Origin of the sequence: Paraburkholderia atlantica, assembly GCF_009362785.1 — a bacterium.
In the GTDB taxonomy this organism is placed as follows: Bacteria; Pseudomonadota; Gammaproteobacteria; order Burkholderiales; family Burkholderiaceae; genus Paraburkholderia; species Paraburkholderia atlantica.
In genome coordinates this window covers 157,571-177,847 of the sequence record NZ_WHNQ01000001.1, presented here as the reverse complement: position 1 = coordinate 177,847, position 20,277 = coordinate 157,571, and the positions used below count along the sequence as shown (strand labels likewise).

Annotated in this window: 14 protein-coding genes; 7 read left to right on the top strand and 7 right to left on the bottom strand. The window is 61.8% G+C overall.

The annotated features are described in order from the left end of the window. Positions 1-2: 2 nt before the first annotated feature. The 3 genes from GCT19_RS00800 to GCT19_RS00790 all read left to right on the top strand — a co-directional run bounded on the left by GCT19_RS00800 (position 3) and on the right by GCT19_RS00790 (position 4,239). Positions 3-1,193 (top strand): heme biosynthesis protein HemY, encoded by a 1,191-nt coding sequence (locus GCT19_RS00800; protein WP_018431650.1) that lies wholly within the window; start codon positions 3-5, stop codon positions 1,191-1,193. Positions 1,194-1,351: 158 nt separating this feature from the next. Continuing rightward, positions 1,352-2,386, top strand: a complete 1,035-nt coding sequence (locus GCT19_RS00795) for an SDR family oxidoreductase (protein ID WP_152850917.1) — start codon at positions 1,352-1,354, stop codon at positions 2,384-2,386. Between the two features lie 113 nt (positions 2,387-2,499). Continuing rightward, positions 2,500-4,239, top strand: a complete 1,740-nt coding sequence (locus tag GCT19_RS00790; protein WP_026227952.1) for a SulP family inorganic anion transporter — start codon at positions 2,500-2,502, stop codon at positions 4,237-4,239. A gap of 140 nt (positions 4,240-4,379) precedes the next feature. Here the strand turns inward: GCT19_RS00790 and GCT19_RS00785 are convergent, their stop codons facing one another. From GCT19_RS00785 to GCT19_RS00775, 3 genes are all read right to left on the bottom strand, one after another. Beyond that, the gene (locus GCT19_RS00785) at positions 4,380-4,982 is read right to left on the bottom strand and encodes a hypothetical protein (protein WP_311548512.1); all 603 of its coding nucleotides are present in this window, start codon (positions 4,980-4,982) and stop codon (positions 4,380-4,382) included. A 225-nt stretch (positions 4,983-5,207) separates the two neighbouring features. After that, the gene (locus GCT19_RS00780; RefSeq protein WP_152850772.1) at positions 5,208-5,822 is read right to left on the bottom strand and encodes a hypothetical protein; all 615 of its coding nucleotides are present in this window, start codon (positions 5,820-5,822) and stop codon (positions 5,208-5,210) included. 1 nt (position 5,823) lies between these two features. Further along, positions 5,824-9,693, bottom strand: a complete 3,870-nt coding sequence (locus GCT19_RS00775) for a type VI secretion system Vgr family protein (protein WP_321576727.1) — start codon at positions 9,691-9,693, stop codon at positions 5,824-5,826. Positions 9,694-10,030: 337 nt separating this feature from the next. Here GCT19_RS00775 and gdhA point away from each other — a divergent pair, with 337 nt between their 5' ends. Continuing rightward, a complete protein-coding gene (gdhA, locus tag GCT19_RS00770; protein WP_152850771.1) occupies positions 10,031-11,374 on the top strand; it encodes an NADP-specific glutamate dehydrogenase in 1,344 nt (447 codons plus the stop codon). Between the two features lie 106 nt (positions 11,375-11,480). Here gdhA and GCT19_RS00765 read toward each other — a convergent pair whose 3' ends face one another. Beyond that, entirely contained in the window at positions 11,481-13,007 is a 1,527-nt protein-coding gene (locus GCT19_RS00765; RefSeq protein WP_152850770.1) for an aldehyde dehydrogenase family protein, read from the bottom strand. 310 nt (positions 13,008-13,317) lie between these two features. Here GCT19_RS00765 and GCT19_RS00760 point away from each other — a divergent pair, with 310 nt between their 5' ends. The 3 genes from GCT19_RS00760 (at position 13,318) to GCT19_RS00750 (ending at position 16,615) form a co-directional block, all read left to right on the top strand. Next, positions 13,318-15,354, top strand: coding sequence for a sigma-54-dependent Fis family transcriptional regulator (locus GCT19_RS00760; RefSeq protein WP_152850769.1), 2,037 nt, complete (start codon positions 13,318-13,320; stop codon positions 15,352-15,354). Positions 15,355-15,534: 180 nt separating this feature from the next. Further along, positions 15,535-16,176: a glycine zipper 2TM domain-containing protein gene (locus GCT19_RS00755; protein WP_152850768.1), complete on the top strand. Its 642-nt coding sequence runs from the start codon at positions 15,535-15,537 to the stop codon at positions 16,174-16,176. 145 nt (positions 16,177-16,321) lie between these two features. Beyond that, complete coding sequence (locus GCT19_RS00750; RefSeq protein ID WP_026227950.1) at positions 16,322-16,615, top strand: hypothetical protein; 294 nt, start codon at positions 16,322-16,324, stop codon at positions 16,613-16,615. A gap of 62 nt (positions 16,616-16,677) precedes the next feature. On the opposite strand, the gene GCT19_RS00745 is transcribed toward GCT19_RS00750, so the two are convergent. From GCT19_RS00745 to GCT19_RS00735, 3 genes are all read right to left on the bottom strand, one after another. Continuing rightward, positions 16,678-17,895: an NAD(P)/FAD-dependent oxidoreductase gene (locus GCT19_RS00745; protein WP_193727356.1), complete on the bottom strand. Its 1,218-nt coding sequence runs from the start codon at positions 17,893-17,895 to the stop codon at positions 16,678-16,680. 138 nt (positions 17,896-18,033) lie between these two features. Further along, positions 18,034-19,353 (bottom strand): MFS transporter, encoded by a 1,320-nt coding sequence (locus GCT19_RS00740; RefSeq protein WP_152850767.1) that lies wholly within the window; start codon positions 19,351-19,353, stop codon positions 18,034-18,036. 137 nt (positions 19,354-19,490) lie between these two features. Further along, positions 19,491-20,249: an SDR family oxidoreductase gene (locus GCT19_RS00735; RefSeq protein WP_013088776.1), complete on the bottom strand. Its 759-nt coding sequence runs from the start codon at positions 20,247-20,249 to the stop codon at positions 19,491-19,493. Positions 20,250-20,277: the final 28 nt, after the last annotated feature.

The window sequence follows — 20,277 nt, the reverse complement described above, 5'->3', positions numbered from 1 at the left end:
TCATGGCGATCCGGGGACTTCTGTGGCTCGCGGCGCTGTTCGCCGTCGCGGTCATGCTCGCGGTGGGCGGGCGCTTCGACGCGGGGCAGGTGCTGCTGATCTATCCGCCGTATCGCGTCGACATGTCGCTGAATCTGTTCATCGTCGGGCTGGTGGTGCTGTTCATCCTGCTCTACGCGCTGTTGCGCATCATCCGCAATATCTGGCGCATGCCGCAGCGCGTCGCCGCGTACCGGGCGCGCGCGCGGGTCGCGAAGGCGCACGCGGCGTTGCGCGACGCGATCGGCAACCTGTACGCGGGACGTTTCTCGCGCGCGGAAAAGGCCGCCAAGGACGCGCTCACGAATGGCGACAACAAGGGCGCGGCCGGTTTGATCGCGGCGACCGCCGCGCATCGCATGCATGAGTACGGGCGGCGCGACGAATGGCTCGCGCAGATCGACGAAGCCGAGTGGCAGGACGCACGCCTGATGGCCACCGCCGACATGCGCGCCGATGGCCGCGACGCCGACGGCGCGCTCCATGCGCTGACCGAGATGCAATCGCAGGGCGCACGGCGGATCCACGCGCAGCAGATCATGCTGCGCGCGCAGCAGCAGTTGAAGAACTGGGGCGAAGTGCTGAAGCTCGTGAAGACGCTGGAGAAGCGCGAGGCGATCCATCCGGCGGTCGCGGTGCGGCTGCGTCAGCTGGCGGCGGAGAATCTGCTGCGCGATCGTCGCCACAACGCGGACGCGCTGCTCGAATTGTGGAGTTCGCTGTCGGCGACCGAGCGTCATTCGCCGCGTCTCGCCGATACCGCCGCCGAACTGCTGGTCGCGCTGAACCGTCCGCAGGAGGCGCGCAAGATCGTCGAGGAAGCGCTTGCGCAGAACTGGGATGCGCGCCTGTTGCGCCGCTATCCGGATACGGCCGCCGGCGATGCGTTGCCGCTGATCCAGAAGGCCGAGGCGTGGCAGAAGGATCGGCCGGAAGACGCGGACCTGATGTTTGCGCTGGGGCGTCTGTGCCTGCATCAGCAGTTGTGGGGCAAGGCGCAGTCGTTCCTCGAACGCGCGCTGAAGCTCGCCGACAACGAGACGCTGAAGATCCGCTCGCATCGCGCGCTCGCGCGTCTGCACGAGCAGCTTGGAGACACCGACAAGGCGAGCCAGCACTATCGTGAGAGTGCATTGGCGATGAATGTGACGTGAGTTAAGCCTCTTTAACCGCTACCAGATGGCCGCAGCCTCGCGCTGCGGCCATTTGTTTTTCCGGCACCGCTGTCCGGTTCGAATTTGCGGGACTGCGCTTTGCTTCACACCTCACTGGATGCGCAACCTCGGAGGTGTTCAAAGTGGCCAGCGACGCTATGACGGTGCAAACCGACACCCGCGGCGGCGACGTCGAGCGCAAGGGCGTCGTCGTCATTACAGGGGCAAGTGCCGGCGTGGGGCGCGCCACCGCGTCCGAATTCGCGCGGCAGGGCTATGACGTCGGGCTGATCGCGCGCGAGCCGCGACGGCTCGCGCGTGCCGCCGAGGAGATCGCCGCGACCTATGGCGTGCGCGCACTCGCGTTGCCCGCCGATGTCGCCGATGCCGACGCGATCGAGCGCGCCGCGCAGCGCGTGGATCGCGAGTTGGGCGGCATCGACGTCTGGGTCAACGTCGCAATGGCGACCGCGTTTGCGCCGGTGTCCGCGCTCAGCGCGCGCGATGTCGAACGCGGCACGCAGGTGACCTATCTGGGGCAGGTCAACGGCATGCTGGCGGCGCTCCCCGTGATGCGCGCGCGGGGGCACGGGACGATCGTCAATGTCGGCTCGGCGCTCGGGTACCGGTCGGTGCCGTTGCAGTCGATCTATTGCGGAGCGAAGTTCGCCGTGCGCGGCTTTACCGATTCATTGCGTTCCGAGTTGCTGCACGACGGAGTCGATATCCATCTGACGATGGTCGATCTGCCCGCGGTCAATACCCCGCAATTCGACTGGGCGCTCAATCGCACGGGACGCAGGGCGCGGCCGGTGGCGCCGGTGTTTCAGCCGGAGGTGGCGGCGCGGGCGATCTATTTCGCGGCCACCCATCGGCGGCGCCAGGTGTGGGTCGGGTGGTCGACGGTCAAGGCGATCCTTGCGAACCGGATCGCGCCGACGCTGCTCGACCACTATCTCGCGCGTGCCGGTTACGACGGGCAATTGACCGATGAGCCATTGCCCGCCGATGCGCCCGCGAATCTCTATGAGCCGGTGCCCGGCCATTACGCCGCGCATGGCCGCTTCGATGATGAAGCGCGTGCGTACTGCTGGGAGTTGTTTACCGACCGGCATCGCAATGCGGTGTACGGCGCGGCGGTGGTGGCGCTAGCCGGCGGCGTTGGGTGGCTGCTGAGGCGCAAGCGGCCTTGATGCGCAAACGGTGTGCCACCTCACTGTCGCCGATGGAGGCTCTGGACTATTCTACGAATGACAGTGCCCCCACGATCCGTGGCGCGGCGTCATCGACTGCGAACATTCCAAAAATGGAAGCGGACAGGCCAGTTCCTCCCAAAGAACAGACCGCTGCAAGCAGCGCGCGCCGCTGGATGCGCTGGCTGCCGGGGCTGACGGTGCTCAAGACGTACCGGTTGAGCTGGCTGCCGAGCGATCTGACGGCCGGACTGGTACTGACCACGATGCTGGTGCCAGTCGGGATCGCTTACGCGGCGGCATCGGGCGTGCCCGGCGTGTTCGGCCTCTACGCGACGATCGTTCCGTTGTTGGCGTATGCGCTGTTCGGCCCGAGCCGGATTCTCGTGCTCGGCCCCGACTCCGCGCTCGCGGCTCCGATCCTCGCGGTCGTCGTGCAAGTCGCGGCGGGCGACCCGTCGCGCGCGATTGCGGCGGCCAGCATGATGGCGATCGTGTCTGGCGTGTTCTGTATCGTGATGGGCTTGCTGCGGCTGGGATTCATCACTGAATTGCTGTCTAAGCCCATTCGATACGGCTACATGAACGGCATCGCGCTCGCGGTGCTGATCAGCCAGTTACCCAAACTGTTTGCCATCTCGATCGAAGAGCGCGGCCCACTGCGGGACATCCTGAGTCTCGTGCAGGCCATCGCCGATGGCAAATCCAACTGGTACAGCTTCGCGGTGGGGGCGGGAAGCCTCGTGCTGATCCTGTTTCTCAAGCGCTTCGAGAAGCTGCCGGGCATCCTGATCGCCGTGATCGTCGCGACGTTGTGCGTGACCGCATTGCACCTCGATAGCGTCGGCGTGAAGGTGCTCGGCAAAATTCCTCAGGGCCTGCCGACCTTTGCGCTACCGTGGGTCACCGACGCCGATCTGGTCAAGATACTGCTCGGCGGGTGCGCGGTCGCGCTGATTTCGTTCGCGGATACCAGCGTGCTGTCGCGGACATTCGCGGCGCGTTTTCGCAGCCGCGTCGACCCGAATCAGGAGATGGTCGGGCTCGGCGTGGCCAATCTCGCGGCCGGCCTGTTCCACGGCTTCCCGATCAGCAGCAGCTCGTCGCGCACCCCGGTCGCCGAGGCGGCGGGCGCGAAGACGCAACTGACGGGCGTCGTCGGCGCGCTGGCGGTCGCGGCGCTGCTGATGGTTGCGCCCAACCTGATGCACTACCTGCCCAACAGCGCGCTCGCCGCGGTCGTCATCGCGGCGGCGATCGGTCTGTTCGAGATCACGGACCTGAAGCGGATATTCCGCATCCAGCAATGGGAGTTCTGGCTGTCGATGGCCTGCTTTGCCGGCGTCGCGGTGTTCGGCGCGATTCCGGGCATCGGTTTCGCGGTGGTGATCGCGGTCATCGAGTTTCTGTGGGACGGCTGGCGACCGCATTACGCGGTGCTCGGTCGCGTCGAGGGTTTGCGCGGCTATCACGACCTGGAGCGTTATCCGCACGGGAAGCGAATCCCCGGACTGGTGCTGTTTCGCTGGGACGCACCGCTGTTCTTTGCGAATGCCGAGCAGTTTCAGGAGCGCCTGCTCGAAGCCGTCGCCGAATCGCCGCCACCGGTCAGGCGCGTGGTGGTGGCGGCCGAACCGGTGACGAGCGTGGACGTCACCTCGGCCGACATGCTGCGGGAGCTGACGCGCACGCTCGACGAGCGCGGGATTGCACTGCACTTTGCGGAGATGAAGGACCCGGTTCGCGACAAGCTCAGGCGCTTCGAGTTGACCGATCTGATCGGCGATGCGCGCTTTCATCCGACGGTCAGTAGTGCGGTTGATAACTATGTCGAGACGGTTGGGGAGGAATAGTGTTCGGAGCTGAGGTTAGATCACCGGGGAACAGGTTTGCGCCTGGCGTTTGCTTCTGAAACGCCTGCGAAAACGGTTTGGGACCACGCCAGTTCACTCCTGTTCTTCGTCATCGGGTGACACCCTTTGCCACCAGCTGTTCACGACGGATTCTGTTCACGGTGGTGCGGTCGCAGCGCGGAATAGTCACGATCAAAATGAACGTCCATCAGGACCGGCGTTTTGGATTCGTCGGGCGCCGGGTCCTTTGGGTCGGGGTCCCCGAAAGCAAACTCGACGTCCACCGGAAATCGGCTGGTTGGCAGGTCTGAGGCACGATAGCGATAGTGATGCAGACGAACCTGCGGCGGTACTGTTCCCATATCGTTGCCGGGCCGCCGCTCGCCATTGCCGTCGATCCAGTAACCGATATCGACCTGGAGGAGATCTTCCAGTGTCGAGCGGTTAACGTCGGTCAATAGTGGACTGAAGCGGATCGTGAAGTGCGTCGCGACTTGCTTCACTTTTGCGCGGTCGGGGGAGGGGACGAGCGGATCGGGTATCGCAACTACGATGATTTGCGTATCCGGCAAGACCGGATTCACGAAGGAATACTCCGTAACACCCACCACACCGCGCTCAGGCCGCGCCGCAAGAATGCGGCCGAATATCGTACGAGCGGGATCGAAGGGCTGGTCGTCCCGCAGGATCGCCATTGCAGTGGTCAATATCCTGAAGGCTATGTCGCGCTGCGCGTCGGTCACGGTCTCTCTGGTCGCCGCTCCTGGCGCTGACGGTCCCGTGAGCGTCGACGTACTGGGCTGTGCAGGTACTGAGGTTGCGAATGAGAGGATCATCAGGATTCCGCCAGTATACTTGGACCACTTCCGTGCTAGCGTAGGCATCTTTTTCATGAAGGTGGCACCTATAGCCGGGTTTGAATTGCGCCATCTTTTGTGCTGTTTCCGCAGAGACGTTCAACAGGTCACTCAAGAAGGGTTCTGTCCATGGCGTCGCGGTTTCAGCGCGGAATAGTCACGATTCAGGAGAACGTCCATTAGGACCGGCGTTTTGGGTTCATCAGGCGCTGGATTGTTTGGGTCCGGGTCGCCGAAAGCAAATTCGACGTCCACCGGAAATTGGCTCGTTGGCAGATTCGAAGCACGATAGCGATAGCTATGCAGCCGAATCTGCGGCGGAGCCGTGCCCATATCATTGCCGGGCCGCCGCTCGCCATTGCCGTCGATCCAGTAACCGATATCGACCTGGAGGAGATCTTCCAGTGTCGAGCGGTTAACGTCGGTCAATAGTGGACTGAAGCGAATCGTGAAGTGGGTCACGACTTGCTTGACTTTCGTGCGGTCGGCGGAGGGAGCAAGCGGATCGGGTACCACATAGAGAATGATTTGCGTCCGCGGGAAAGCCGGATTCACGAAGAAATACTCCGTCCCACCTCCTTTGCCGCGCAGAGGGTCAGCCGCAAGAATGCGGCCGAAAATCGTATGAGCGGGATCGAATGGCTGGTCGTCCCGCAGGATCGCTATTGCAGTGGTCAAAATGCTGAATGCCATATCGCGCTGGGCGTCGGTCACAGTCGGTCTCATCTCAACTCCTGGCCCCGACGATCCTGAGGGCGTCGGTGTACTGAGCTGTGCATGTACCGGGATTGCGAACGAGAGGATCACGAGGATTTTGCCAGTAGGCCTGGACCACTTCCGCGCAGGCATAGGCATCTTCTTCATGAAGTTGGCTCCTATAGCCGGTTTCGAATTGCACCATTTTTTGTGCTGTTTCAGGAGATACGTTCAGCAGGTCACATACCTTCCTTTCGGCAAGCGGGAGATCTCGGCTGAGATACTCCCAACCGGGCATGTCCCGCATGTAAGAGACCAGCCAGTAGTAGTGGAAGACAAGCATCCTGTGCAGACCGATGTGAACGCGGCGATCGTCAGGTAGTGGCGTGTTTCCAGCCGCTGTATAGGCTTCTTTTAGAATCGTCGACCAATACAACCTCTGGACATTCGGCAGGTCTTTGTAGTCGTCTGGAAAGTGCTGAAGCAAAGAAAACATCCAAAAGTACTGTTGGCAGTGGCGGCACTCGTGATACAGCGTGTCGGCAAATGCCTTGAGGCGGTTATCCAGCAAGGTCGGCTGGTGCTTGAGTTCGACGATGTGCGCGATCTCGCTCTCGTTGACGGCGATAAGCCAGTACTTCCCGATGAACGCGGCACTGACGTCCTGTCGCAGGTTGTACTGCGTTGTCCGCTCTGGATCGACTATCACGATCTGTGGCATGCCATCACTAGTTTCCGGACTAGCGGCATCGCGTCGTGGTAATCCAAAGGGCCCGGCACCAAGCGCGTCTTCCAATTTCGGCATGACCGCGTTTTGAATCATTCTTATCGAATCGGCAGTCAACGGCCACGCCACCCCGCCCCAATCAATCCCCTGCAGCGCAGCCTTGATCGCAGCCGCATAAGCCTTGGTCACCGGGTATTCGACACCCTTGCGCATCGACATACCGGCAGGCGTGTCACCCTCGGTCGCACCGTTAACGAAGTGATAAAACCGCAGCCCGAAGTTCATCGGATCGCACGAGACGAATTCCGGTGGTTTATCTTCCGTCGTCGCGCTCTCGTTCGGAGAGGCCACGGCCTTTCCTGCGACCGTGGCACTGCGTTTCTCGGCATTGGGTACAGCGCCAGCGAATGACTCATTCGCCGCTCTGATCACCGCGCCTCTGCTAACCGCAATCACCTTGTCCGGCTCGCTCGCGGCAAGCAGTTCGACCGTCGCGAACGCAAGCATATTGCTGGTGACGAGACTCGCCTCGCCAAGTGCGTTGGTCACACCCTGAATCAGCCGACCATCGTCGAGCGTGATCCGGTACGGCTGGTTCGGCAGCGCAAAGCCGGAATCGTGTTCGATCAGCACATGATGCGCCGCCAGCCTGCCGGGACTTTCTGGCGTGACGGGCAGACTGACAGGCCGTGCCGCTGGCCCGTCGGTCCGATGATCGCTCGCATGGACGCGATGCTCGCCACCCGTATAGACCTTGTACCCGTCCGAATTGATGACCACTTTCGTATTACCAGCATGCAAGACGATTTCCTTGCTGGCCATCAGATTGATCGAATCGGCTCTGCTGATGATGCTGACGACGCGTTGCGCGATGATCTCGACGTCGTCGTTTTGCGCGTCGATCTGCACCTTGCCCGATGCGGCCTTGAGCCGGATGCCGAGATGTTGCGCAAACACCCGCACGCCGTTGACCGCCGACGCCAGCAGCGATTTCATCGCCGCGACGCTGACGTGTCCGCCCGCGCTGAGCGCGATGTGTTCGGCACTCGCCACGTGCGTGCTTTGCGCTGCCGTGAGACCGAGACCCGCCGCGCTGGCCAGCACCAGCTCGGGCTGGGTCAGTTGCGGAAACGGAAGCTCCGCGCTTGCCTTGCCGCCGCGAATCGCGTCGTTCTGCGCCTTGATGGCCCGCGCGACTTCGCTTTGACTAGTCTGCTGTTCCTGTGCCTCGTGCCGCCGCGCGAGACTCGCGAGGTTCTCGTGGGTGTCGCGCGCCTGAGTGAGGCGCGCCACGGTCTCACCGGCATCCTTTGCCGGGGTGCTAGCGCCGTGACGTGCCTCGGTGGTGATCAGCATGCCTCGGTTGGCTCGCGCGACACCCCATGCGTTCGTCGCCAGTTCCCAGCCTTCACCGCGTGCCTGCTGCCGGCCTGCGTCGCGCACGACATGCGTGTTGTAGCCCAGCACGAGGCGCGACTGGGCGTGGTCGCTGGCGATCTGTGCCTGCAGTTGGCCCGGCGTGTCATCCAGTACGACGTGATTGGTCTGGCTCGCGCAGCCCGCCTTGAGCTCGCTGCTAAGGATGCCCGAGAGCGCCTGGTTGTCGGGCAGCCTCCAGGGCGGCTGATTCTGCCCGTTGACCATCCGGTCCGACACGTAAGGCTTGTCCGGGTCGCCTTCGTGATAACTGACCGTGACCTCCTGACCGATGCGCGGCGGATAGATCGCACCGAAGCCGTTGCCTTGCCACGGCGACGACACCCGCACCCAGCAACTGGCGCTGTCGTTCTTCGGGGCAAGCCGCTCCCACGCAAAGCGCACCTTCACGCGTGCGTATCCATCGACCCATATCGGCTGATCCTCGGGGCCGACCACGATTGCCGTTTCCGCCGCGCAACGCGGCTTTTTCTTCGGACGGTTTTTGAAGAACGTATTGGCGGGTTGGAGCACGAAGTCGGTCATGCACTGGCGCAGCGGATCGTTCCTGTCTGCACCGGGTGACTGCGTGTTCTGCGGTGCATTGCGGATATCGAGGGTCGTCGATACGACCAGGTACTCGGCGTTGACTTCCCGCAGCGGATGGTTGTCGAGCCAGAATGTTTTCCCGGTTGTCAGACCGCGCAGATTCCCCTGACCCTTCAGCCGCAGACGATGACTGCGCATTGCATCGACACGCACGCTCGCGAGGTGCCCGGCTTCATCGCGGAAGTCGTTCCGCTCGCCTGACAGTCCCGTCGCACCCGCAAGCGGCTGCGAATAGTCGCCCCAGCCGTATTGCTCGATGTTGTCGTGGGCCTGCTCACTGTGGCTCTCGTACTCGCCCTCGAAGCGCGCGCCGGGGCGCGTGTAGTCGTAATCGATCAGGCTGACCTTGCCTGGCGTGATCTGATGCGATACCTCGAGCTTGTGAACGTGCTCCTCGTCGACGTGCCTGCTGTCGGGCGCATGGTAGCGCAGCGTGTCGTATGCGTTGTCGTGTCGCTTGTGCGAGCCGGGCGAATCGCACAGTACCAGCGTCATTCCGTCGAACAGGTAGTAGATTCCCCATTCTCTCCAGATCCGCGTGAGGAAATCGAAGTCGGATTCCCACATCTGCCGGACATAGTCCCGCTTCGGGTAGCCGTTGCGCAGGCCTGGCGCGCCGAGTTCCATCACGACCGGGAAGTGATATCGCTCCTTGAGTACCAGGTCAGTGATGTCCACCACGCTGGCGTCCTGGAAGATCCTGCTGTCGCAGTTCTTCGTGGCCAGCCACAGCCAGGGACGGACGACGAGGCGGTAATAGGCGCGCCGTTCATCGGTACCCATCTGTTTGATGCCTGTGATGAGGCCCGACATCGTGCGGCGGCCGGCGCTCGCGTGTGCCACGTCGCCGCGTACCAACCCATGACGACCGAACAATCCGTTGCCGTCGAAAGCGATCGAAATGTCGATGACCTTGCCGATCAGGCGATTAGGCACGACGAGTTCCTGTGCTTGCCACACTCCGAGCGTCGGGCTTTCGATCGTCGCGACATCGAGCGTGTATCGATAGAGCTTGCCCAGGGTTTCGGTGCCGCGCAGGCGGAGCGGGACCAGCAAAGGCGCATTGCCCCATGTGGGTAGTGCGTCAGAGGAAAGGCCCAGGATGCGTTCGCGGAGGTGAGCAAGTTCTCGCAATTGGCATGCGCTCACGATGGAATCAGAATCGCGCCGCTGCCGGTGCTATTGCCTGCGAGCCGGATCATTGGCCGGCCGTTGCCGTTCGTCATCGTCGTTCCTTGTTATGTGCGAACGACAAGTATCGGAAGGGAGATGACCCGCGGCGATCGGAATTGGATGAATTTTTAGCGTGATCAGGCGATAAATTTGATTCGTCGGGCGAACGGACGCCTGATGGCCGGTTCATTTGGCACTACATTTCGGGACAAGCTCGATTCCTACAATTCGATTCGTTTGCCTTACATGGAGACTACACCTGGGGCAAAATGCTTTCCCGCACAAAAACATGCACCATTCCTGAGCATTCGAAATGAAATATCAATCCCTTGAAGCCTTCCTGGGCTTTACCGCCGAGCGCAACCCGCGCCAACCAGAGTTCCTGCAGGCTGTCACCGAGGTGATGGAAAGCCTGTGGCCGTACATCTCGCAGCATCCGAAATACGCCGAGCACGGCCTGCTCGACCGGCTGGTCGAACCGGAGCGCATCGTCATGTTCCGGGTGTCCTGGGTCAACGATCACGGTGACGTCGAGGTCAATCGCGGGTATCGCATCCAGCACAGCTCGGCAATCGGGCCGTATAAGGGTGGCCTGCGCTTCCATCCGTCGGTCAACCTGTCGATCCTCAAGTTCCTGGCTTTCGAACAGACCTTCAAGAACGCCCTGACGACCCTGCCCATGGGCGGCGGCAAGGGCGGCTCCGATTTCGACCCGAAAGGCAAGAGCCCCGGTGAAGTCATGCGATTCTGCCAGGCCTTCGTGAGCGAACTGTTCCGCCACGTCGGCAGCGACACGGATGTCCCCGCCGGTGACATCGGCGTGGGCGGCCGCGAAGTCGGTTTTATGGCCGGCATGATGAAGAAGCTCTCCAATCGCGCCGATTGCGTGTTCACCGGCAAGGGACTGTCATTCGGCGGCTCGCTGATTCGCCCGGAAGCCACCGGCTACGGCACCGTGTACTTCGCCGAGGAAATGCTCAAGCAGACCGGCCGCAGCTTCGACGGTTTGCGCGTTAGCGTGTCGGGTTCCGGCAACGTCGCCCAATATGCCGTGGAAAAAGCCATGGCGCTCGGCGCCAAGGTCGTCACGGTCTCGGATTCGAGCGGCACCGTCGTCGATGAAGACGGCTTCACCGCCGAAAAACTGGCCGAGTTGATGGACGTGAAGAACCATCACTACGGCCGTGTCAGCGACTACGCAAAACGCGTTGGACTCGATTTCCTGCCGGGGCAGCGTCCGTGGCATGTGCCCGTGGACGTCGCGCTGCCGTGCGCCACGCAAAACGAACTGAATGCCGAGGACGCCGCAACGCTGATCAAGAACGGCGTGATTTGCGTCGCGGAAGGCGCCAACATGCCGTCGACCAACGACGCCGCCAAGTGCTTCGAGAACAATGGCGTCCTGTACGCTCCTGGCAAAGCCAGCAACGCCGGCGGTGTCGCCACGTCGGGTCTGGAAATGAGTCAGAACGCGATGCGCATCTCTTGGCCGCGCGAAGAAGTCGATGCACGTCTGCACGACATCATGCGCAGCATTCATGAGGTCTGCCTGCGACATGGTCGTCGCGACGACGGTTCGGTCAGCTATGTGAACGGAGCGAATATCGCCGGCTTTGTGCGGGTCGCCGACGCGATGCTGGCGCAAGGCGTGATCTGAGCGACGGGTGGGATGCCAGCGCAATTGCTGGCTCCCGCGCGTACCTAACGTGTAGAGCACGCGCGGCTAGAGCGCGCGTCGTCAGTGAACGACGCGCGCCGTTCTCTCAGAAGAACCCGAGCGCTTCCGCCTGATAGCTGACCAGCAGACACTTCGTCTGCTGATAATTCGACAACGCCATCTTGTGCGTTTCGCGCCCGATCCCCGACTGCTTATAGCCACCGAATGCCGCGTGCGCCGGATACAGGTGATAGCAGTTGGTCCACACGCGTCCCGCCTCGATCTCGCGTCCCATCTTGTAAGCGCGCGTCCCATCGCGCGTCCATACGCCCGCGCCCAGGCCATAGTACGTGTCGTTCGCGAGTTCGATCGCTTGCTGTTCGTCCTTGAACGTCATCACCGAGGCGACCGGCCCGAAGATTTCCTCCTGGAACACGCGCATATCGTTGTTGCCGAACAGCATCGTCGGCTTCACGTAGAAGCCCTCGCCGAGGCCGGCGCCAGGGGTCGCGCGCTCGCCACCGACGAGACACCGCGCCCCTTCGTCCCGGCCGATATCGATATACGACAGGATCTTGTCGAGCTGCTGCTGTGATGCCTGCGCGCCGATCATCGTTTCGAGGTTCAGCGGATGGCCGGCCTTGATGCGTTCCACACGGGCGATCGCCTTCTCGATGAAGCGCTCGTAAATCGACTCCTGAACCAGCACGCGCGAGGGGCACGTGCAAACCTCACCCTGATTCAACGCGAACATCGCGAGGCCTTCGAGCGCCTTGTCGAGGAATGCGTCGTCGCGATCGAGCACGTCGGCGAAGAAGATGTTCGGGCTCTTGCCGCCGAGTTCGACCGTCGACGGAATCAGGTTATCCGCGGCTGCATGCAGGATGCGCTTGCCGACCGGCGTCGAGCCGGTGAACGCGATCTTCGCGATGCGCTTGCTGGTGGCGAGCGCTTCGCCCGCTTCCTTGCCGAAGCCGTTGACGATATTGATGACGCCGGCAGGGAAAAGATCGCCGATCAGCTCGATCAGCACGAGTACCGAAGCCGGCGTCTGCTCGGCGGGCTTCATCACGATGCAGCAGCCGGCCGCGAGCGCGGGCGCGAGCTTCCATGCGGCCATCAGCAGCGGGAAATTCCACGGGATGATCTGACCCACGACACCAGCCGGCTCGTGAAAGTGATAAGCGACCGTGTTGCCGTCGATCTCCGAGATGCCGCCTTCCTGCGCGCGGATGCAGCCCGCGAAATAGCGAAAATGGTCGACGGCGAGCGGCAGGTCAGCGGCCATCGTTTCGCGCAGCGGCTTGCCGTTATCGATCGTCTCCGCGACCGCGAGCAGCTTCAGGTTCTTCTCCATGCGCTCGGCCACCGCCAGCAGCAGATTCGCGCGCTCCGTCACCGAGGTCTTCGCCCACTTGCGGCGCGCTGCATGCGCGGCGTCGAGCGCGAGGTCGATGTCCGCGGCGCTCGAGCGAGGCACGCGACAAAACGGCTGCCCGTTGATCGGCGACACGTTGTCGAAATAGTCGCCACCGACCGGCGGCACCCACTTGCCGCCGATGTAGTTTTCGTAGCGCTGGCGGTAGGGATACTCGATGTCGATGCCGAGGGCTTTCAGGTCAAATGGATTCATCACTTGTCTCCGTTTGTGATGGTGATCGGGTGACTGCGCGGTACCACATCAGGCAGGAACCATACCAATGCATCGACATACGAGATTTCAGGGACCGCGGTGGGCTGTATAGGCCGAAGCGTTCCGTTTCGGAACAGTTATGCGGGCAGCGGTTGTTCAGAAACGCCGCAGATCCGGCCGACGCTGATGCAGATCAAGGATGCGGGCCCGCGCGGGGTCACGGCGGGCGTCGGGCGGACTGGCAAAGGGAGTATTCTGTTGACACGCATCAAAGCGTCCGGCACGACCCGGGCGCATTCAGGAGGAGACAATGCGCGACGACGTTCATCCGGTCAGCGTGGCGGCGGCTAACCGCGCCAAAGGTTGGCCTGCACCGGCGATCCAGAAAGCCCACGAACGCTCCGAGACGTTCGGCCTGCGTGCATCGTTCCGGCCGGATTACGACATCCTGTCCGACACGGGACTCGCGTTGAAGCGCGAACAGAACCAGGTGCTGTGCGCGCATGCGATGCCGGTCATGGAGACGCTGCGCGAGCAGATCGTCAACACGCAAAGCATGATCGTGTTGACCAACGCCGAAGGGTTGATCCTGCATTCGATCGGCGACGACGACTTTCTGCATCGCGCGGAAAAAGTGGCGCTGCGGCCCGGCGCGAACTGGGCCGAGGATCGTCAGGGGACCAACGCGATCGGTACCTCGCTGGCCGAGGGGTGTGCGATGGTCGTTCATGGCGATCAGCACTATCTGGCGGCGAACCGCTTCCTGACCTGTTCGAGTGTGCCGATTCTCGATCCGTATGGTGATCTGATCGGCGTGCTCGACGTGACGGGCGACCATCGCAGCTATCACCAGCACACGATGGCGCTCGCGAAGATGTCGGTACAGATGATCGAAAACCATCTGTTCTCGACGGCGTTTCGCGACGTGCTGCAAGTGTCTTTTCACGGACGTCCTGAGTTTCTCGGCACGCTGATGGAAGGGATCATTGCGTTTACCGACGATGGCCGCTTTCTGTCCGCGAATCGCAGTGCGCAATTTCAGTTGGGCTTGCCGCTCGCTGCGTTGCGCGCGCATACGCTGTCGTCGCTGTTTCAGATCTCGTATGCGCAACTGATCGATCGTTTGACGCATGGCGTTGCGCCGCATCTGATGCTGAATCTGCACAACGGTGCGGTGGTGTGCGCACGTGGGCAGTTCAGGCGGGCGTCGTTTGGGCTAGAGCGCGGCGCCGTTGATGCGCAGGGTGCAGTTGCGCCGCGACCGGTGTGTGCGAATGCGCGTCAACCGGCTGCGGGACTGTCGCGGCTCAGCGATCTCGATACCGGCGATGCTCGTGTGGCTGCACTGATTGCGAAGGTTCGCAAGGTGCTCGGCAAGGATATTCCGATCCTGATCACCGGCGAGACCGGTACCGGCAAGGAGCTGCTCGCACAGGCGATTCACAACGATTCGCCGCGACGTGATGGGCCGTTTGTTGCGGTCAACTGTGCTTCGATTCCGGAGTCGCTGATCGAATCCGAGCTATTCGGGTATGAAGAGGGTGCGTTTACCGGCGCGCGGCGGAAAGGGGCGATCGGCAAGCTGATGCAGGCGAGTGGCGGCACGCTGTTTCTCGATGAGATTGGGGATATGCCTTGTTCGTTGCAGGTGCGCTTGCTGCGCGTTTTGCAGGAGCGGGTCGTGACGCCGCTCGGGGCGGCGCGGGCGGTTCCCGTCGATGTCTCCGTTATTTGCGCGACACACCGCAACTTGCGCGAGATGATTGCACAGCATCAGTTTCGTGAGGATCTTTACTATCGGATCAACGGGCTTGCGGTTCGGTTGCCGGCGTTGCGGGAGCGGAGCGATCTCGCGGTCGTCGTTGAGAAGATGTTGCAGTGGGAGACAGTTGAAAGCGGAGGGCGGCAGGCTCTCAGCGTTGCGGCTGATGTGATGGCGGCGTTCGGGCGACATATATGGCCGGGCAATTGCCGGCAACTGGCTAATCTGCTGCGGACTGCGGCGGCGATGGTGGAGGACGATGGGGTGATCCGGTGGGAGCATTTGCCGGATGATTTTCTGGATGACGTTCGTGGTGCGGGTTGCGGCGGTGGCGACGCAGATCGAGCTGACTCTGCCATATCGGCCGTTTCCGACGTTGCGGCTGCGGACGCGCTTGCTGCAGGCGATGCACCGGTACCTGACGGCGCGCGGCTGCAGGATGTCGCCGCGTCGGTAGTCGCTATGACGCTGGCGCGTTACGGCGGCAACGTTTCGGCGGCGGCGCGTGCGCTTGGGGTGTCGCGGAACACCATTTATCGCAGGATGCCAGCGGCGCAGTCGGGACGGCGGCCCGAAAAGGATTGACGCGGGAGTGTTCGCAGGACCAGTCGATAATGGCCGGGCGACCGGCCATTGTTTTTCTATGAGTCGGTTTGCTTGCCAACGCGTACCGGCGAACTACAACTGCTTACAGATCTCACAATAGCAAGGTCCACCGGCTCGATGGTATCGGCGTTCTTGAAGGCACATACCACGGAGCCAGCAATGAACACGAACTTGCCTTCCGATTCATCCCCGCGCAGCCGCATTCATCCTCTGGTCGCCGGGGCTGCTGTTGCTGTCATTCTCGCCAGTGGCACCGGCATTGCCGCGATGACCGGTCTGCTTCCGACATCCCGTGCGGTAACGCCGCCGCCGTCGCAAACTGCATCGGTGGCGGTGCAGCCAGCCAGCACGCCGCTCGAATCCCATGTTCATACCCGCCATAGCAATGCGTCGTCGCCAGCGCCCCGGTACGCGCACGACGATAGTCACCGCGATACCACCCAGCCGTCACCTCGAGCCGTTGCCGTCGACCCTAATGCAGGTGAAGTCGTCGCGGTCAACGCGGTCCAAACACAAGAGCCGGCCACCGGGCTCGGCGCTGTAGGCGGTGCGGTGGCAGGCGGCCTGCTGGGCAATCAGGTTGGTCAAGGTCGCGGCCGTGTTCTGGCGACGATAGCGGGTGCGGTTGGCGGCGGCCTTGCCGGTAACGGTATCGAACATGCGGTACGCAAGGTCGCCACCTACCAGGTGCAAGTCAGGATGCAGGATGGCAGTTATCGAAACTTCAACTACGACAATCAGCCCACCGTTCAGGTTGGTGAGCGGGTGCATGTCTATGGCGATTCGCTGAGCGCTTCGTGAGCACGCATAGAACCGCGGAGGGCACAACGCCTTACAAACGGTTACCTGACTGACACTTCACGTTTACTTGCCAACCGGCACGACACATACAATCGATATCGCTAAATCGCATCAACATCCGATGCCAGCGAACAGGGAGAGATACATGAAGCGCACCTTCATTTTGTGGATTGCAGGCGTTTGCGCTGCGTGCGCTTCCAGCGCTGCGCTGGCTCATGTCGACCTTGGTGTTTACCTTGGCGCGCCGGGGCCGGTTTATGTCGCGCCGCCCCCAGTGGTCTACGAGGCGCCACCAGTGACCTACGTGCCTGCTCCGGCCTATGGCTACGGGTATGGCTATGGGTACGAATACAACGACGACCGTGACAGGCACTGGCGCCATGACCGTGGCTGGCACAAGGGCTGGGAGCATCATCGTCACAGGGACGATGACGACTGATCCAGCACTGCATCCAGTTCCCGACATCGCAGCGCTCGATGAAGAACGCGTCGATGGTTGAGTTATCTTGCACCGTAGAAATGACGGTACTGCCACGCGGACTGCCTGATCAACTCGTCATCCGGCCATGGCCCGGTTCCAAATCTGGCAATCGATAGAGGCGATAAATCGATGAGGGGAGCACCGTCGACGATCCACGCGGCGAGCATCTCCCCCAGTGCCGGGGCGATAGAGAGTCCTGCGACATTGCAACCGCTCGCGAAGTAAAACCCCCGAATGGCCGGCGCGGGGCCGACGACGTGCTGGCCATCGGCCGTCATCGTTGGCAGTCCGCCACGATGCTCGCGGATCGCGGTGTTCAGAAGCACCGGAAGCTGAGCCTCGACGTCCCGCGCATAGTGCCAGAGAACGTCGGCATCGAGCGACAGATCCTTGACGTCGAAGTTGGCGTCGAAGCCATTCATGTCGAAGAACCTCGGATTTTCCTCGTAGACTCCCCACAGAAATCCTCCGTCGCAAGGTCTCATATACACCGCGGCATCCATAATTCGGACCATCGGCAAATCGGCTCGGGCATCGGGCACGGGCTCGGTGACGAACAATTGCTGCGCTGTTGTAACAAGAGGAACGCGAATTCCGCTGGCCTCGGCCACTTGTCGCGTCCAGGCGCCGGCCGCATCGACCACGACCGGTGCGTGGATACGGCCGCACGTGGTGTCGACCCCGGTCACCTCGCCGCCGTCGATCACGACGCGCGTCACCGCGGTGTTCGGCAGCAACACAGCCCCGTTTGCCTGTGCTGCACGAGCGAAGCCGATGGCCACTTGTGCGGGATTGAAATACATGTCGTCGGCGATGTGCATCACCGCGGCAACTCCCGTTGTTTGAAGAAACGGGTTGAGCCGGTGGGCCGCGTCGACGGAAATTTCCTCCACGTCCAGACCGTGGCGCCGGCCACGCAGGATGTCTTCCTGAATGACTTCGGCATCCGCCGGTCTGCGCGCCACTTTGAGACTGCCCGAGCGCAGCCAATCCAGCGGCTGACCGGTGTCCTCAGAGAATTGCCTGATTCTGTCAGCCGCCAGCTTGATCAGCTCGATCATCAAGTCACTCTTGCGCAGGCAACTGACCATACCAGCCGCGCGCGGTGACGTTTGTGAGCCGATTTCGAGCCGCTCGATCATCGCGACCCGTTGAGCGCCTCTCTTCGACAAGTGAAAGGCTGTCGCTGCGCCTAACCCGCCGGAGCCAATGACGATCACATCTGCCGATTCGATCATCGATACTTCTCCTGCCTCGCTCATTCGATACAACGTCGGGAAAGCGGTCATTCGATGACTAGATGCTCGCACCTATGCCAAACAAAAAAGCCCTGGCGTAGAAGCATCGCCAGGGCTTTTCTCATCTGCGAGTCTGTCTTATCTATTGACCATTCTCGCCGGCACACTAATAGCAAGCAAACCGCCGAGCACCATAAACGCCGCGAGCATATACATTCCTGAGTCATTAGCCGCGGTAACCTCTTTCAGCCACCCCACAGCATAAGGACTAAGGAACCCCGCCAGGTTCCCAATCGAATTGATCATCGCAATCCCCGCCGCCGCCCCAGTCCCCGCAAGAATCGCCGTAGGCAGACTCCAGAACAACGGCAGTGTAGTGAGGATGCCCATAGTAGCCAGCGTCAATCCGGTCATGGCAAGCACGGTGTTATGCGTCCAAACGACGGAAAGCACGAGCCCCACGGCACCAAGAAACGCCGGCACCGCAATATGCCACCGCCGTTCCCTCGACCGATCCGCACTCCGCGCCACAAACACCATCGCGACGACAGCCGCCGCAAACGGCACCGCCGACAGCAACCCGATCAGGAACGCATCGCTAACGCCGGTCGATTTGATAATCGTCGGCAACCAGAAGCTCACTCCATAAAGCCCCATCACAAACGAGAAGTAGGTGAGACTCAGCATCAACACCCGCCCGCTCGTGAACACCTGCCGAATCGGCATATCGTGCTTGGTCGCTTCCTCAGCCGACACCTGGCTCTCGAGCAACTGCTGCTCTTCCCGAGTAAGCCACTTGGCGTTCGAAATCCGATCGTCGAGCACCACGAACACGATGATCCCAACGAGCACCGAAGGTATCCCTTCGAGCAAAAACAGCCACTGCCACCCGTGCCATCCATTCACGCCATTAAAGTTCTTCAGGATGTACCCAGACACCGGCCCGCCAATCACCCCCGACAACGCAATCGCCGTCATAAACCAGGTCGTCATCCGCCCACGCCGATGCGCCGGATACCAGTAGGTGAGATACAAAATAATCCCGGGAAAGAACCCCGCCTCGGCAAGTCCGAGCAAAAAGCGCATCACGTAAAACATCGTCGGCGTGGTGACGAACATCGTCAGCATCGATATCACGCCCCACGAAACCATGATCCGCGCGATCCAGACACGCGCGCCGACCTTATGCAGGATCACGTTGCTCGGCACTTCGAAGATGAAATAGCCGATAAAGAAAATCCCCGCGCCGAAGCCGTACACCGCATCGCTCAAGCCAAGATCCGTGCTCATCCCCAGCTTCGCGAAACCAACGTTCACGCGGTCGAGATACGCAACGATGTAGCACAGCATCAACAGCGGCGCGAGCCGCCAGGTAACCTTGCGATAAGTCGCTTCTTCGAACGTGGAAGGCGGCGCGCCAGCGCCGGGATGGTGGAGCGGATCTGCAGGACTAGCCATGACTGTGTCTCCTCTTGTTATGGAATTGAAATGCCACCGCCGATCGATTCTATCCGCGCCAGGCCATTTGCACGACGAATCGATATTGGGGGAAAACACTAACTGCGCACGCAGCGCGTGCGCAGCGTTTGACAACACTACACGCAGCGCCCCCCATCCACTTCGAGGCACACGCCGGTAATGAACTCAGCCTCATCCGAAGCCAGGTACAGCGCGGCATTCGCAATATCCTGCGGCGTCGAAAACCGCCCGAGCGGTATCCCCGCGAGGAACTTCTGCCGGTTCTGCGGCGTATCCTCGACCCCCATGAACTCGGACAGCAGCGCGGTCTCGCCGATCACCGGATTCACGCAGTTCACGCGAATCCGCTCCGGCCCGAGTTCGACGGCGAGCGACTTGCTGGCGATGATCACCGCACCCTTGCTGCCGTTGTACCAGACGAGGCCCGGCCGCGGCCGCACGCCCGCCGTCGACGCGATATTGATAAAGCTGCCGCCGCCTTGCTCGCGGAAATACGGCACGAACTCCTGCACGCTCCAGTAGATGCTTTTCACGTTCACCGCATAGACGCGATCGAATTCGGCCTCGGTCACTTCGAGCACCGGCTTGTTGCGATGCGTAGTGCCCGCGTTATTGACGACGATCTGCACGCTGCCGAAGTCTTCGAGCGCGGCTTCGCGCAGCGTGCGCCAGTCGTCGCGTTGCGCGACGTTGCCTGGCACCGCGATCGCCTTTCCGCCCGCAATCGCGATCTCACTCGCGACGCGTTCGGCGGCCGGCCCGTTGAGGTCGTTGACCACGACGTTCGCGCCTTCGCGCGCAAAGGTCTTCGCGATGCCTTCGCCGAAACCCGAACCGCCGCCCGTGACGATGGCCGTTTTACCTGTCAACCGCATGATGTCTCCGTTGTTTGTGATGGATAGA

Coding starts and splice junctions, on each gene's coding strand:
- GCT19_RS00800 (WP_018431650.1), top strand. CDS start 3: ATGGCGATCCGGGGACTTCTGTGGCTCGCGGCGCTGTTCGCCGTCGCG.
- GCT19_RS00795 (WP_152850917.1), top strand. CDS start 1,352: ATGACGGTGCAAACCGACACCCGCGGCGGCGACGTCGAGCGCAAGGGC.
- GCT19_RS00790 (WP_026227952.1), top strand. CDS start 2,500: ATGGAAGCGGACAGGCCAGTTCCTCCCAAAGAACAGACCGCTGCAAGC.
- GCT19_RS00780 (WP_152850772.1), bottom strand. CDS start 5,822: ATGAGACCGACTGTGACCGACGCCCAGCGCGATATGGCATTCAGCATT.
- gdhA (WP_152850771.1), top strand. CDS start 10,031: ATGAAATATCAATCCCTTGAAGCCTTCCTGGGCTTTACCGCCGAGCGC.
- GCT19_RS00765 (WP_152850770.1), bottom strand. CDS start 13,007: ATGAATCCATTTGACCTGAAAGCCCTCGGCATCGACATCGAGTATCCC.
- GCT19_RS00760 (WP_152850769.1), top strand. CDS start 13,318: ATGCGCGACGACGTTCATCCGGTCAGCGTGGCGGCGGCTAACCGCGCC.
- GCT19_RS00755 (WP_152850768.1), top strand. CDS start 15,535: ATGAACACGAACTTGCCTTCCGATTCATCCCCGCGCAGCCGCATTCAT.
- GCT19_RS00750 (WP_026227950.1), top strand. CDS start 16,322: ATGAAGCGCACCTTCATTTTGTGGATTGCAGGCGTTTGCGCTGCGTGC.
- GCT19_RS00745 (WP_193727356.1), bottom strand. CDS start 17,895: ATGATCGAATCGGCAGATGTGATCGTCATTGGCTCCGGCGGGTTAGGC.
- GCT19_RS00740 (WP_152850767.1), bottom strand. CDS start 19,353: ATGGCTAGTCCTGCAGATCCGCTCCACCATCCCGGCGCTGGCGCGCCG.
- GCT19_RS00735 (WP_013088776.1), bottom strand. CDS start 20,249: ATGCGGTTGACAGGTAAAACGGCCATCGTCACGGGCGGCGGTTCGGGT.